This is a genomic window from Klebsiella sp. X1-16S-Nf21 (assembly GCF_002837615.1).
Taxonomy (GTDB): domain Bacteria; phylum Pseudomonadota; class Gammaproteobacteria; order Enterobacterales; family Enterobacteriaceae; genus Klebsiella; species Klebsiella variicola.
Map to the genome: position 1 here is coordinate 1 of NZ_PJDK01000073.1, position 14,620 is coordinate 14,620.

10 protein-coding genes are annotated in these 14,620 nt (G+C 58.1%); 7 read left to right on the forward strand and 3 right to left on the reverse strand.

The genetic code is table 11. The features are described 5' to 3' along the window. A partial coding sequence (rcsC, locus tag CW267_RS24305) for a two-component system sensor histidine kinase RcsC (RefSeq protein WP_101148663.1) occupies positions 1-1,733 on the forward strand: 1,733 nt, incomplete at its 5' end. A gap of 45 nt (positions 1,734-1,778) precedes the next feature. Here the strand turns inward: rcsC and rcsB are convergent. Beyond that, on the reverse strand, positions 1,779-2,429 hold the full coding sequence (rcsB, locus tag CW267_RS24310) for a response regulator transcription factor RcsB (protein WP_004201684.1): 651 nt from the start codon (positions 2,427-2,429) through the stop codon (positions 1,779-1,781). A 15-nt stretch (positions 2,430-2,444) separates the two neighbouring features. Next, a complete protein-coding gene (gene rcsD, locus CW267_RS24315) occupies positions 2,445-5,102 on the reverse strand; it encodes a phosphotransferase RcsD (protein ID WP_023298016.1) in 2,658 nt (885 codons plus the stop codon). Between the two features lie 771 nt (positions 5,103-5,873). Here rcsD and CW267_RS24320 point away from each other — a divergent pair. The 6 genes from CW267_RS24320 to mgtE all read left to right on the forward strand — a co-directional run bounded on the left by CW267_RS24320 (position 5,874) and on the right by mgtE (position 13,222). Next, positions 5,874-6,965: a porin OmpC gene (locus CW267_RS24320; protein ID WP_008803977.1), complete on the forward strand. Its 1,092-nt coding sequence runs from the start codon at positions 5,874-5,876 to the stop codon at positions 6,963-6,965. Positions 6,966-7,068: 103 nt separating this feature from the next. Then, the gene (apbE, locus tag CW267_RS24325) at positions 7,069-8,121 is read left to right on the forward strand and encodes an FAD:protein FMN transferase ApbE (protein ID WP_100781311.1); all 1,053 of its coding nucleotides are present in this window, start codon (positions 7,069-7,071) and stop codon (positions 8,119-8,121) included. A 73-nt stretch (positions 8,122-8,194) separates the two neighbouring features. Continuing rightward, the gene (gene ada, locus CW267_RS24330) at positions 8,195-9,259 is read left to right on the forward strand and encodes a bifunctional DNA-binding transcriptional regulator/O6-methylguanine-DNA methyltransferase Ada (protein WP_100781310.1); all 1,065 of its coding nucleotides are present in this window, start codon (positions 8,195-8,197) and stop codon (positions 9,257-9,259) included. After that, positions 9,259-9,912 (forward strand): DNA oxidative demethylase AlkB, encoded by a 654-nt coding sequence (gene alkB, locus CW267_RS24335; RefSeq protein WP_008803980.1) that lies wholly within the window; start codon positions 9,259-9,261, stop codon positions 9,910-9,912. The genes ada and alkB overlap by 1 nt, the downstream gene beginning before the upstream one ends. Positions 9,913-9,986: 74 nt before the next feature. After that, positions 9,987-11,630 (forward strand): multidrug ABC transporter permease/ATP-binding protein, encoded by a 1,644-nt coding sequence (locus CW267_RS24340; RefSeq protein WP_016161571.1) that lies wholly within the window; start codon positions 9,987-9,989, stop codon positions 11,628-11,630. 155 nt (positions 11,631-11,785) lie between these two features. After that, positions 11,786-13,222: a magnesium transporter gene (mgtE, locus tag CW267_RS24345; protein ID WP_012541001.1), complete on the forward strand. Its 1,437-nt coding sequence runs from the start codon at positions 11,786-11,788 to the stop codon at positions 13,220-13,222. Here mgtE and CW267_RS24350 read toward each other — a convergent pair. Next, positions 13,185-14,345, reverse strand: coding sequence for a SulP family inorganic anion transporter (locus CW267_RS24350; protein ID WP_072122938.1), 1,161 nt, complete (start codon positions 14,343-14,345; stop codon positions 13,185-13,187). The genes mgtE and CW267_RS24350 overlap by 38 nt on opposite strands. Positions 14,346-14,620: the final 275 nt, after the last annotated feature.

Genomic DNA, 14,620 nt, shown 5'->3' on the forward strand with positions numbered 1-14,620 from the left:
TTCTGCGCACCGTCGACGGGACCAATATTCTCAGTAACGAGCTGGCGCACAACTACCTGAATATGCTGACCCATGAGGATCGCCAGCGGCTGACGCAGATTATCTGCGGCCAGCAGGTCAACTTTGTCGATGTGCTGACCAGCAACCATACCAACCTGCAGATTAGCTTTGTCCATTCGCGTTATCGCAATGAAAACGTCGCCATTTGCGTGCTGGTGGACGTTTCCGCCCGCGTGAAAATGGAGGAGTCGCTGCAGGAGATGGCCCAGGCGGCTGAACAGGCCAGCCAGTCGAAATCGATGTTCCTTGCGACCGTCAGCCATGAGCTGCGTACCCCGCTATACGGCATCATCGGTAACCTCGATCTGCTGCAGACTAAGGCCCTGCCGAAGGGCGTTGATCGCCTGGTGACGGCGATGAACAACTCTTCCAGCCTGCTGCTGAAAATCATCAGCGATATTCTCGATTTCTCGAAAATCGAGTCTGAGCAGTTGAAGATCGAGCCGCGGGAGTTTTCCCCGCGCGAAGTGATGAACCATATCTCTGCTAACTATCTGCCGCTGGTGGTACGCAAGCAGCTGGGTCTGTACTGTTTTATCGAGCCGGATGTCCCGGAGCAGATGTCCGGCGACCCGATGCGCCTGCAGCAGGTGATCTCTAACCTGCTGAGCAATGCGATTAAGTTCACCGACACCGGCTGTATTATCCTGCACGTCCAGTGTGCGGGGGATTATCTGCAGATCAGCGTCCGCGATACCGGGGAGGGGATCCCGGCGAAAGAGGTGTTGCGCCTGTTCGACCCCTTCTTCCAGGTGGGGACCGGCGTGCAGCGAAACTTCCAGGGAACCGGCCTTGGCCTGGCGATCTGTGAAAAGCTGATCAGCATGATGGATGGCGATATCGCCGTGGAAACGGAGCCGGGGATGGGCAGCCGTTTCACCATCCGTATCCCGCTGTATGGCGTGCAGAACACACCGCAGGTGACGGCGGACGGTTTCGCAGGCAAGACCTGCTGGCTGGCAATCCATAATACCTCGCTGGCGATGTTCGTCACGTCGCTGCTCAGCTATCACGGCCTGACGGTACGCCGCCATGCCGGAGAAACGCCGGACGCCGACGATGTCTTGCTGACTGACGATGAAGCGCAGAGGGGCTGGCAGGGGAGTGCGATGGTCATCTTCTGCCGCCGCCATATCGGCATCCCGCAGGAGCGAGCGGCCGGAGAGTGGCTGCACAGCGTGACGACGCCGCATGAACTGCTGCCGCTGCTGGGGCGTATTTTCCACGTCGCCCTCGACAGCGCGGAGAATAGCCGGGCGCTGATGGCGCCGGACGCGCAGATCGGTAATAACGACGACATGATGATCCTCGTGGTCGACGATCACCCGATTAACCGCCGTCTGCTGGCGGATCAGCTGGGATCGCTCGGTTACCAGTGCGTGACCGCTAACGACGGGGTCGACGCGCTCAACGTACTTAGCAAACAGCATATCGATATCGTGCTCAGCGACGTCAACATGCCCAATATGGATGGTTATCGTCTGACGCAGCGCATTCGTCAGCTTGGCCTGACGCTGCCGGTGATCGGCGTCACCGCCAATGCCCTGGCGGAAGAGAAGCAGCGCTGTCTTGAATCGGGGATGGACAGCTGCCTGTCCAAGCCGGTCACCCTCGACGTGCTGAAGCAAACGCTGACGGTGTATGCGGCGCGGGTACGTAACGGGCGGGAATAACGGGGAGCTCCGTCTCGCCGGGGCGAGACGGAGAAAACAAAGGGATTACTCTTTATCCGTTGAACTCAGCGAGACGGAGGAGAGGTAGTTCAGCAGCGCAATGTCGTTTTCCACGCCCAGCTTCATCATTGCCGACTTCTTCTGGCTACTGATGGTTTTGATGCTGCGGTTGAGCTTTTTGGCGATCTCGGTCACCAGGAAGCCTTCAGCGAACAGACGCAGCACTTCGCTCTCTTTCGGCGACAGGCGTTTATCGCCATAGCCGCTGGCGCTGATTTTTTCCAGCAGACGAGAGACGCTTTCCGGGGTGAATTTCTTCCCTTTCTGCAGCGCGGCCAGCGCTTTTGGCAGGTCGGTCGGCGCTCCTTGCTTGAGAACGATCCCTTCGATATCCAAATCCAGCACCGCGCTGAGGATCGCCGGGTTGTTGTTCATGGTCAGAACAATGATCGACAGATCCGGGAAGTGGCGCTTGATGTATTTAATCAGCGTGATCCCGTCGCCGTATTTATCACCGGGCATGGACAGATCGGTGATCAGCACATGGGCGTCCAGCTTCGGAAGATTGTTGATAAGGGCCGTGGAGTCTTCAAACTCGCCAACGACGTTCACCCACTCAATTTGCTCAAGTGACTTACGAATACCGAACAGTACGATCGGATGGTCATCGGCAATAATTACGTTCATAGTGTTCATGTATAAGGCTACCTTCTACAGCAAGCTCTTGACGTAAGCGTCAATGTCGCTGATATATTTTTCTATGCCTTGCGCATCCTTTTCGCGAATCAGATGCTCAAGCGTTTCACATAACTGCTTGCCGGGTATCAGATTAAGCATAGCAAATGCCCCTTTGAGGCGGTGGGCGGTTTGCGCCAGAGCAGCAAAATCGCCCGCTTCGATTTCAGTATACAATCTCTGAACATCATCCGGTACCGTATCGGCAAACAGTGCGTAATAGCCGCTGGCATGGAGTTCGGCGTTACTCTCGTTTCCTGAGGTGGCGGGCTGAACCGCCTCCTCCGCCAGCTGCTGCTCAATAAGCTGCAGGATAGCCTCCTGCATCGCCGTGCTAATATTAAAGTTGACCCGCAGTTGTCCCGGGCCGATCTTGCGTATCCCGACCTCATCATCGCTTAAAAGCAAGCCCGAAGCAGTAAGATTAGACGGATTATCCGTTAAATACAGATCGAACGCTTGACTTGTCGCCCGATCGTCCGGCGTGATGCAGGACGCCCCCCAGCTCTCCAGCTGGCGGGTGACAATCCGCCGCACTTCACTGGAAGTCACATCCAGCAGGACGATAACGTCATCCAGCAGATGTTCGCCCGCCTCTGGCGCCTCTTCGCTGGCCGGCATTTTCAGGTGCAGGGTATAGCGCGTTCCCAGCGACTCCCGCGCTTTGATGGTCAACTGCCCACCCAGTTTGCGCGTCATGCGGTCGCACAGCCAGAAGGTGAGGGCGTTCGCCTTGCCGTACAGATCGCTCTGGGTCTCGTTGAGATACGGGAAGTGCAAATTGTCGATCTCGTTTGCCGAGACGCCGTTGCCAGTATCCAGAATGCGGAAGGTCAAACGATCGCTGGCCGACTCGTCCTGGCAAACGTCGAGGGTGATCTTGCCGATAGGCGTGGTGGTGATGGAATACTGGATTAACAGCACCAGTGTGCGTCGCAGGGCTTCACGGTCACCGTAGCGCTGCTCACCGGCAGGGAGCGCGTTATTGATCAGCAGCTGCAGACCCTTGCGCTTCATCGCCGGCAGAACTTCCGGTACAACGTCATCGATCAGTTCCTGAACCGAGAACAGCGCCTGGCTGGTTTTCCAGGTGTCGCTTTCCAGCAGATTGGCGAGCTGAATGTCATCGATCAGTTTGACCAGCTCATCGGCATGCTGCGCCAGCGTCCGGTTCTCTGCGCTGTCGAGCGCCGCCGCCTCTGCCGCCAGGTTCAGCGCGGGCTGCTTCAGGGCGCTGCCAATATGCTGCATAAAGGCCGCCCGCCCCTGCTGGTTTTTCTCATACAAGCGCTGGGCCTGCTTGAGCTTTTTATTGACCAGCACTTCGCGGTCCTGGTCTCGGATAATCAGGATCTGCGTGCGCGGGGCTACCTGGCTGCGATACTGGCGGATTTCATACTGCTCATTATTGACGGTGGCCTGAATCACCCCCTGATGCTGGTCCGCCATATTGGTGATGTTCTGCAGATTCAGGTGCGGAAGCAGATGGTCGGCAATAGGGTTGCTGATAAGGGTTCGGTTGGCTTCCTGATCGTGAACCAGCAGCCCCAGCGGCAGCAAAGAAACAATTTCTTCATTTATAGCGCGTAGCAGACGCAGTTCGCTGTTGGCGGCGGAAGGGAGCCCGGCGCCAGACGGATTGCTGCGTCCTTTAAAGTGACGAAAGGTGGTAAAACCAAACAGCGCTAGCGCCAGCAGGCCAATGTTGAGCAGCAGCGGCAGAAGAATATTCTGCAGGGCGGCCAGCAGCATGCTGCTCAGCGGTACCGTCCAGAGCAACTGCATACCGGTAGTGCTGATATCGGTGGCGATGTCGATCTGCATGCCGTTAAAGGTGATCCCGATATGGTCGGTCGTCTCTTTGTCAGGATTGGTGGCAATGTTTTGCGACGGGTCTGGCTCGATACGGAAGCTGTCCAACGCCATGCCTGGCGGGATCAGATCGTTAATCGGCAGGTCGAAAGCGACCACCGTGGCCAGATGTCCAGGCTGGTTGAAGGTGGTGCGTAACGTAAAGTAGTGCGCGTTCTGCCAGGCGAGATGGCGCAGCGGCGAGAAGGTCTCGCGCTCATCAAGGGTATTGGCCTGCAGCAGCATCTCCGCGCGCCGGGATTCCACGACGCTACTGATCGTTGACTCTTTAAAGCTTGAGGAGAGGTCCTTCAACGGCAGGGTTGAGACCAAAATCAGGCTATTGTCCAGACCATTGAGATAGTACATCGACCATGGGATGGTTTCCGCACCCCACAAAATATCGAGATAATCGGACATTTTCTGCGTCATCTCGAGGGTCGAGCTATCGTGGGAGCCAAAAATCAGCGCTTCGGTTTTACGCCGGGGCTTCTCAAGGTAGTAGACGTCCTGTTTTAAACGCGTCTCCTGCAAGCCACCGCTCGCAGCGTTAGCCGAGGTCGCGGCGATATTGTCGTAGATCTGCCAGGTGGCATAGCGCCAGGTGTCAATGCGCTGGTGCAAGGCGTGGGAGACATCAACCACCTGATAGCTCTTCTCTTTCAGCCAGGCATTGACGGCACTTTGAATCATCACCCCCATCGTCGCCAGCAGGACAATAACCATCAAAATGAAGAAGCGGCTGATGTTGCCGGGGATCAGGGAGAATTTTTTCGGGGTCATCTTGTGGCTGAACGACTCATCATTGTTTGTAAACAGGATGTAGCGCCAGAGTAACTGGCAACAAAGCAGATGCTGCAGGCAGTATAAAGGCTAATGGCGTAAATCCATACTACAGAATGGTGCCAGCGGCGCGATACTCTCCAGGAATTATCTTAGAATCGAAGCGCCAATGAAACCGCGCCAACAACGCTGACCAGTCGCGATATTGACAAAGTACAGGCGGAAGAATCGCACGAAATAACAAGACATTGGCTGAATAAGGGCAATTGACAGGCTAATTGATTGATTAATAGTCGTTAGGGAATTTTTTGCCGTAGCACAGATAAATTAAAGTTGTGTAAAGAAGGGTAAAAAAAACCGGATGCGAGGCATCCGGTTGAAATAGGGGTAAACAGACATTCAGAACTGAATGACGGTAATAAATAAAGTTAATGATGATAGCGACTGTTATTTTAGTCACCAATGATAGTTTTGTTTTACCATTCAGTGCTATAGAGTTATTTGTGTGTATGTGATTGATTGTGAACCAATAAATATTTTTTTTGATTATTAGTGCGTATTTCCCAGACCATTTTGTGGTGCAAAAAGTTCCGCCATTTTTACAAATTGAAACATCTTGTGGGCATTTTGAAACATCTTAGAAGTTTTAGTATCATATTCTTGTTGGATTATTCTGCATTTTGCAGCACAATGAAATAGCCGACTGATTAGAAGGGTAATCAGTAAGCAGTGGCATAATAAAAGGCATATAACAAACAGAGGGTTAATAACATGAAAGTTAAAGTACTGTCCCTCCTGGTACCGGCTCTGCTGGTAGCAGGCGCAGCAAATGCGGCTGAAATTTATAACAAAGATGGCAACAAATTAGACCTGTACGGTAAAATCGATGGTCTGCACTACTTCTCTGACGACAAGAGCGTAGACGGCGACCAGACCTACATGCGTGTAGGCGTTAAAGGCGAAACTCAGATCAACGACCAGCTGACCGGTTACGGCCAGTGGGAATACAACGTTCAGGCGAACAACACTGAAAGCTCCAGCGATCAGGCATGGACTCGTCTGGCATTCGCCGGTCTGAAATTTGGTGACGCGGGTTCTTTCGACTACGGTCGTAACTACGGCGTGGTATACGACGTAACGTCCTGGACCGACGTTCTGCCGGAATTCGGCGGCGACACCTACGGTTCTGACAACTTCCTGCAGTCCCGTGCTAACGGCGTTGCAACCTACCGTAACTCTGACTTCTTCGGTCTGGTTGACGGCCTGAACTTTGCTCTGCAGTACCAGGGTAAAAACGGCAGCGTCAGCGGCGAAGGCGCGACCAACAACGGTCGTGGCGCGCAGAAACAGAACGGCGACGGCTACGGTACTTCTGTAACTTATGACATCTTTGATGGCATCAGCGCTGGTTTCGCGTACTCTCACTCTAAACGTACCGACGATCAGAACAACCTGGTTCTGGGTAACGGCGACAACGCTGAAACCTACACCGGTGGTCTGAAATACGACGCGAACAACATCTACCTGGCCACTCAGTACACCCAGACCTACAACGCGACCCGCGCCGGTTCCCTGGGCTTTGCTAACAAAGCACAGAACTTCGAAGTGGTTGCTCAGTACCAGTTCGACTTCGGTCTGCGTCCGTCCGTGGCTTACCTGCAGTCTAAAGGTAAGGATCTGGAAGGCTACGGCGACCAGGACCTCCTGAAATATGTTGATGTTGGCGCGACCTACTACTTCAACAAAAACATGTCCACCTATGTTGACTACAAAATCAACCTGCTGGACGACAACAGCTTCACCCGTAACGCCGGTGTTTCTACCGACGACGTGGTTGCACTGGGCCTGGTTTACCAGTTCTAAGTCGCAAGCTGCACAAGAAAAAGGCGCCTCTGGCGCCTTTTTTTATGTCTGGTTTAACCTCGCTGGTATACTCTTGTCGCCCTGGTAAGAGGAGCCTCGACTAATGGACATGACTTTCTTTCGCGCCGCACTGCTGGGCGCCTGCGTACTGCTCTCTGGCTGCGATTCAGCCACCACCCCTGCGACCCCAGCTTCGACGGCCACCGTGCTGGATGGCAAAACCATGGGCACCTTCTGGCGGGTCAGCGTCATTGGCGTGGATGAGGCAAAGGCTGAGGCGTTGCGCGCCAAGGTTCAGGCCCAGCTGGACGCCGACGATCGCCTGCTCTCGACCTGGAAAAACGACTCGGCGCTGATGCGTTTCAACCACGCGGCGGATACCCGGCCATGGCCAGTGAGCGAAGCGATGGCGGACATCGTGACGCTGTCGTTGCGGATTGGCGCCAAAACGCACGGCGCGATGGATATTACCGTGGGGCCGCTGGTCAATCTGTGGGGCTTTGGCCCGGATAAACAGCCGGTCACCACCCCGGATGCCCAGGCGATAGCCGCGGCGAAGGCGCGCACCGGCCTGCAGCATCTGCAGGTTATCAATCAGAGCGGCAGGCAATTCCTGCAAAAAGATATCCTCGATCTGTTTGTCGATCTCTCCACGGTGGGGGAGGGCTATGCTGCCGATCACCTCGCGCGATTGATGGAGCAGGAGGGGATCTCCCGCTATCTGGTGTCGGTAGGCGGGGCGCTGGTGAGCCGCGGGATGAACGGCGAAGGCAAGCCCTGGCGGGTGGCGATCCAGAAACCGACTGACCGGGAAAACGCCGTCCAGGCGATTGTCGACATCAATGGTCACGGCATCAGCACCTCCGGCAGCTATCGCAACTACTATGAACTCGACGGCAAACGTATCTCGCACGTCATCGATCCGCAGACCGGGCAGCCGATAACCCATAAGCTGGTCTCCGTGACCGTCATTGCGCCAACGGCGCTGGAGGCGGATGGCTGGGATACCGGACTGATGGTGCTCGGGCCGGAAAAAGCGCAGCAGGTGGTGCGCGAGCAGGGGCTGGCAGTCTATATGATCGTCAAAGAGGGCGAGGGGTTTAAAACCTGGATGTCGCCACAGTTTCGCACCTTCCTCGTCGGCGAGAAAAATTAAAAAGCAAGATTGCGGGTTTTTTGCTGCGGGCGTCGCCGCAGACTGAGGATACACTTACAGCAGGAGCCTCGTCATGAAACCGATAGTTGCCGATACCGATGACCGCCGCTGGCAGGCGGTCTGCGAACGTGATACCCGGGTCGATGGTCAGTTTGTCTTTGCGGTACTGACCACCGGTATCTGCTGCCGCCCTTCCTGCCGCTCGCGTCGTGCGCGGCGGGAAAACGTGCGCTTTTTTGCCGACGTCGCCGCTGCCGTGGCGGCGGGGTTCCGCCCTTGCAAACGCTGCCAGCCGGATAAAGACGATCCGCAGCAGCAAAGGGTCGACAAAGTGGCGCAGGCCTGCCGGTTGCTGGAGCAGGACGCGCCCCTGACCCTTGAGGCGCTGGCTCGTGAGCTGGCGGTCAGCCCGTTTCATTTCCACCGTTTGTTTAAATCCGTCACCGGTATGACCCCCAAAGCGTGGCAACAGGCGTGGCGCGCCCGACGTCTGCGGGAAGCGCTGGAGCAGGGGAACACGGTGACCCGCGCCGCGCTGGCGGCCGGTTTTCCCGACAGCAGCAGCTATTATCGTCAGGCCGATGCGGCATTAGGTATGACCGCCCGTCAGTTTCGCCGTGGCGGCGCCGCCACCGTGGTGACCTGGACCACGGGCGACTGCGCGCTGGGCCGCTGTCTGGTGGCGCAGAGTGAGCGTGGCGTTTGCGCCGTTCTGCCGGGCGATAACGATACGGCATTGCTCGACGACCTGCGCCAGCGCTTTCCCAACGCCGAGTTGCGCCAGGGCACCCCTGAGTTCCGTCGCCAAATGGCCGAGGTTTTCGCCCACCTCGACGACAGCCGGCGGCCGGTATCGCTGCCGCTGGATCTGCAGGGCACCGCCTTTCAGTTGCAGGTCTGGCAGGCGCTGCGGCAGATCCCGGCGGGCGAGACCCGCAGCTACCGCCAGGTGGCAGAGCATATTGGTCTGCCACGAGCAGCAAGAGCGGTGGCTGGCGCCTGCGCGGCGAATTCGCTGGCGGTGATCGTTCCCTGCCATCGGGTGGTACGGGAGGGCGGCGCGCTGTCCGGTTATCGCTGGGGAACGGCGCGGAAAGCGCAGCTGCTGGCGCGCGAGGCCCAATACGAGGAGGAATAATGCTCGATCTGTTTAGCGATACGCCACCGTGGCAGGAGCCGCTGGCACCCGGTGCGGTGGTGCTCCGACGCTTCGCCCGCGAGCGCGCCCCGGCGCTGCTGCAGGCGATTGCCGATGTCGCCCGCCAGTCGCCATTTCGCCAGATGGTCACGCCGGGCGGATACACCATGTCGGTCGCCATGACCAACTGCGGCGCGCTGGGCTGGACCACCGATCGCCACGGCTACCTGTACGACCCGGTCGACCCGTTAACCGATCAAACCTGGCCGCCGATGCCTGCCGTATTCCGCGAACTGGCGCTGGCGGCAGCCGCGGCCGGCGGCTATCCGAACTTTTCCCCCGACGCCTGTCTGATTAACCGCTATCAGCCGGGCGCAAAACTGTCGTTGCATCAGGATAAAGATGAACAGGATCTGCGGGCGCCGATCGTCTCGGTCTCGCTGGGTCTGCCGGCCATCTTTCAGTTTGGCGGGTTGCAACGCAGCGACCCGCTACAACGGCTGCTGCTGGAGCATGGCGATGTGGTGGTCTGGGGCGGCGAGTCGCGTCTGTTTTATCATGGTATTCAGCCGCTGAAAGCCGGGCATCACCCCGAAACGGGCGACTGTCGTTACAACCTCACTTTTCGGCAGGCGGGCAGTCGCCAGTATTAAAATAAGAATTATTCTTGATGTCATCGGCGAGCCGTTTAAACTGCTGGCTGTTTTGCTTTTCCGGATAGCCTGTTATGGAACTTCTCTCTCTCGTCTGGCGTCAGTATCGCTGGCCGTTTCTCGGCGTGATTGCCCTCAGTCTGCTCAGCGCCGCGCTGGGTATCGGCTTAATCGCCTTCATTAACCTGCGCCTGATTACCGCTGTCGATACCTCGCTGCGGGTCCTGCCGGAGTTTCTTGGCCTGCTGGGGCTGCTGATGGCGGTGACGCTGGGCTCCCAGCTGGCGCTGACCACCCTCGGCCACCATTTTGTTTATCGCCTGCGCGGCGAATTTGTTAAACGCATCCTCGATACTCAGATTGAACAGGTGGAGAAGATCGGCAGCGCGTCGCTGCTTGCCGGGCTGACCAGCGATATCCGTAACATCACCATCGCCTTTGTGCGCCTGCCGGAGCTGGTGCAGGGGATCATTCTGACCTTCGGCTCTGCCGCCTATCTGGCCTGGCTGTCAGGCAAAATGATGCTGGTGACGGCGCTGTGGATGGCGCTCACCATCTGGGGCGGTTTTGTGCTGGTGTCGCGGGTGTACAAACATATGGCCAGCCTGCGCGAAACGGAAGATAAGCTGTATCACGACTACCAGACGGTGCTGGAGGGGCGCAAAGAGCTGACCCTCAATCGCGAACGCGCGGAGTATGTGTTTAATCAGCTCTACCTCCCGGACGCCCGGGAGTATCGGCACCATATCGTTCGCGCCGATACCTTCCATCTCAGCGCGGTTAACTGGTCGAATATTATGATGCTTGGCGCCATCGGGCTGGTGTTCTGGATGGCCAACAGCCTCGGCTGGGCCGATACCGCCGTGGCGGCGACCTATTCCCTGACGCTGCTGTTTCTGCGCACGCCGCTGCTCTCCGCCGTCGGCGCGCTGCCCACCTTGCTCAGCGCCCAGGTGGCGTTTAACAAGCTGCGCCAGTTCTCTCTCGCCCCATATCAAGCCGAATTTCCCCGGCCGCAGGCGCATCCTGACTGGCAGACGCTGGAGTTGCGCGATGTCACTTTCCATTATCCGGACCAGCGCTTTGCGGTAGGGCCGCTTAACCTGACGCTGAAACGCGGCGAGCTGGTGTTTCTGATCGGCGGCAACGGCAGCGGCAAGTCAACCCTGGCGATGCTCCTGACCGGCCTGTATCAGCCGGTTTCCGGTCAGATCCTCGTGGACGGCCAGCCGCTGGCGGCGGATAAACCGGAGGAGTATCGCAAACTGTTCTCCGCGGTGTTTACCGACGTCTGGCTGTTTGACCGCCTGCTCGGGCCGCAGGGAGAGGAGGCCGATCCGGCGCTGGTGGCAACGTGGCTGGAGCGCCTGCAAATGGCCCACAAGCTGCAGCTGGAGAACGGGAAAATCGCCGACCTCCGGCTGTCGAAAGGGCAGAAGAAGCGCGTGGCGCTCCTGCTGGCGCTGGCCGAGTCCCGGGACATCATTCTGCTGGATGAATGGGCGGCGGATCAGGATCCGCATTTCCGCCGCGAGTTCTATCAGGTGCTGCTGCCGCTGATGCAGCAGATGGGGAAAACCGTGTTCGCCATCAGCCATGACGATCACTATTTCCAGCACGCCGATCGCCTGCTGGAGATGCGTGCCGGCCAGCTGTCCGAGCTCACCGGGGAGGAGCGGGCGCAGGCTTCCCGCGATGCGGTGGCCCGTACGGCCTGATGCTCGCCGCGAGCCCGGGGGAAAAGCCGGGTGCCGCGCCGCTGAAATTTTCAGCGACTACATTGCTGGCGGTTATTATTTCCCCCTCCTCGCGCTATGCTTAAGGCTTCCGGCCCGCAGGCCGGCTCACTATTCTCAAAAGGATTGCCCGATCGATGTCCGTTTTGCATAAAAAAAGCGCCCGCTTACGTGACGAAGAGCGCGCCCGTCTGATTTGGCTCTTGAGCACCGATAAAGCAGTGACCTCCGCGCTGCTGGGCAAACTGACGCTGGCCGAACGCTATGATGAAGGCACGCTGGCCGATGACCTGGCGGAAGTCGAGATCCTGGTCTCGCATCTGCCGCCGCCGGATCTCGCCGATGCGCTGGAAGCGCTCCCCTATGACGCCCGCACCGCGCTGTGGTGCCTGGTGCCTGACGATAAACGTGGCGAAGTGCTGCTGGAAGCCTCAGAAAACGTCTGGGGCGACCTGATCGACAAGATGAGCGACCCCGAGCTGCTGCAGGCGATGCAGCCGCTGGATATCGATGAACAGGTTTACCTGCTGCAGCATCTGCCGCGCAACCTGACCGGACGGCTGCTGGCGACCCTGCCTGCCGAAAAGCGTGCCCGTATTCGCCAGATTATGCGCTACGCCGACAACAGCGTCGGGTCGATCATGGAGTTTGAGGTCATTACGGTGCGACCGGAGGCCACGCTGGCAGCGGTGCAGCGCTATCTGCGGCGTCTGGGTAAAATGCCGGAAAACACCGATAAGCTGTTCGTCACCACCCGTAACAAGCTGCTGCTCGGCGAGCTGGAGCTGCAGACCATTCTGCTCAACGATGCGCAGAAGCGGGTAGGGGAGGTGATGGAGGGCGATCCGGTCACCTTTCAGCCGCACGAAGAGGCGGAGAAGGTGGCGCGCACCTTCGAACGTGATGACTTGCTCAGCGCCGCCGTCATTGATGCCGATGGTAAGCTGATCGGGCGACTGACCATCGATGAGATCGTCGATGTGGTCTATGAAGAAACCGATAACGATCTGCGCCGGATGGGGGGCCTGAGCGATGAAGAGGATGTCTTCGCCCCGGTCAGCAAGGCGGTGAAAACGCGCTGGGCGTGGCTGGCGGTCAACCTGTGTACGGCGTTTATCGCTTCCAGGGTCATCGACGGCTTCGAACACACCATTTCACAGCTGGTGGCGCTGGCCTCGCTGATGCCGATCGTCGCCGGGATCGGCGGCAATACCGGCAACCAGACGATCACCATGATCGTCCGGGCGATGGCGCTACAGCAGATCCAGCCCGGCAGCTTTACCTTCCTGATCCTGCGTGAAATGGGGGTCGCCCTGATTAACGGCCTGGTATGGGGCGGGATTATGGGGGCCATTACCTGGTGGCTGTATGACGATCCGCAGCTCGGTGGGGTGATGACGCTGGCCATGATGCTCAACCTGCTGATGGCGGCGATGATGGGCGTGATAATCCCGATGGTTATGGTGAAGCTGGGGCGCGACCCGGCGGTCGGCTCCAGCGTGATGATCACCGCTATCACCGACACCGGCGGCTTCTTTATTTTCCTTGGTCTGGCGACGCTGTTTCTGATGTAGCCTGCGCCTTCGTGCGCAGGCGGCGGGGGATGAGCGCCATGGCGACGATCCCCGCCAGCACGCCGATCGCCAGATTGCTGGTTCCCACCGTTGCGGCGACGGTCACCAGCATCACCAGCGTTTCTGGCCACGGATTACGCACCAGTTCGCCCGGGCGAATACTATGCCAGCTAAAGGTTTTCACCGCCACAATCACCATCACCCCTGCCAGCACCGCCATCGGGATCTGCGCCATCACCTGGCTGAGCGCTGTCACCAGCAGGAGCAGCACCAGACCGGCGATCACCGTTGAGAGACGGCTGCGGGCTCTGCCCATCTCCACGTTAACGATGGTCTGGCCGATCATCGCGCAGCCGGCGATACCGCCATAACAGCCGGCAAGGATATTAGCGATACCCAGCCCGGCGCTTTCCCGCGATTTGTTCGACGGGGTATGGGTGAGATCGTCCACCAGCTTAGCCGTCAGCAGGGACTCCATCAGACCGACAAAGGCGATACTGAGGGCGCACGGCCAGATAATCTGCAGTGTCGCCAGGTTCAGGGGGACGGTCAGGGCAGTGAATCCCGGCAGGCCGCCGCTCATCGAGCCTTCATCGCCGACGGTGGGCAACTGCTGGCCAGTGGTGACGGTATAGAGAGTGAGCGCGACAATGGCGATCAGTGGCGCCGGGACGGCCTTAATGAAGCGCGGCGCCCAGAGGACGATAAGCAGCGTCAGGACGAACAGGCCGACGATCAGCGGCTGGCGACTCCAGAAGTGCGGTACCTGAGCAAAGAAAATCAGGATCCCGAGGGCATTGACGAACCCGGTCATCACTGCCGGGGGAATAAAACGCATCAGGCGCGCCATGCCGCACAGACCAAACAAAATTTGAATCATACCCGCCAGAATGACCGCCGGCAGAATGTAGCCCACGCCGTACTGATGCACCATTGGGCCAATGACCAGCGCCACCGACCCGGCAGCAGCCGTCACCATTGCCGGGCGCCCGCCGAGGACCGACATCGCCAGGCAAAGCACCACCGAGGCAACCAGGCTGACCTGCGGGTCAACACCGGCAATGACCGAAAACGAAATAACTTCAGGGATTAACGCCAGGGCGGAAAGCACGCCGGCCAGCACTTCGCGCGTCAGTAACGACGGGGAGCGGAGGATGGGGCGCAGATTGCCGGAAGCGGCGGGGTCAGAAACTGGGGGCATAAAAAAAGTTCGCAGCTTATAAAAAAGAGGGAGCGGTGGCAGGCCCTGCTTCCGTGCGGTCTGTCACAAAACCGAGGATGATAGCGCGGAATCCCCAAGGCTACCAGTACAAAAAGTGATTTGGTGTATACATTTATTAAACATTTTTATAACGGATCTCAAAACAGAACTTAAAATTTAAACAATATTTAAATTTT

Bases quoted from the DNA above. Each gene is read 5' to 3' on its own strand.
- ada (WP_100781310.1), top strand. From the start codon at position 8,195: ATGAAACCGATAGTTGCCGATACCGATGACCGCCGCTGGCAGGCGGTC.
- mgtE (WP_012541001.1), top strand. From the start codon at position 11,786: ATGTCCGTTTTGCATAAAAAAAGCGCCCGCTTACGTGACGAAGAGCGC.
- apbE (WP_100781311.1), top strand. From the start codon at position 7,069: ATGGACATGACTTTCTTTCGCGCCGCACTGCTGGGCGCCTGCGTACTG.
- rcsD (WP_023298016.1), bottom strand. From the start codon at position 5,102: ATGACCCCGAAAAAATTCTCCCTGATCCCCGGCAACATCAGCCGCTTC.
- rcsB (WP_004201684.1), bottom strand. From the start codon at position 2,429: ATGAACACTATGAACGTAATTATTGCCGATGACCATCCGATCGTACTG.
- CW267_RS24340 (WP_016161571.1), top strand. From the start codon at position 9,987: ATGGAACTTCTCTCTCTCGTCTGGCGTCAGTATCGCTGGCCGTTTCTC.
- CW267_RS24320 (WP_008803977.1), top strand. From the start codon at position 5,874: ATGAAAGTTAAAGTACTGTCCCTCCTGGTACCGGCTCTGCTGGTAGCA.
- alkB (WP_008803980.1), top strand. From the start codon at position 9,259: ATGCTCGATCTGTTTAGCGATACGCCACCGTGGCAGGAGCCGCTGGCA.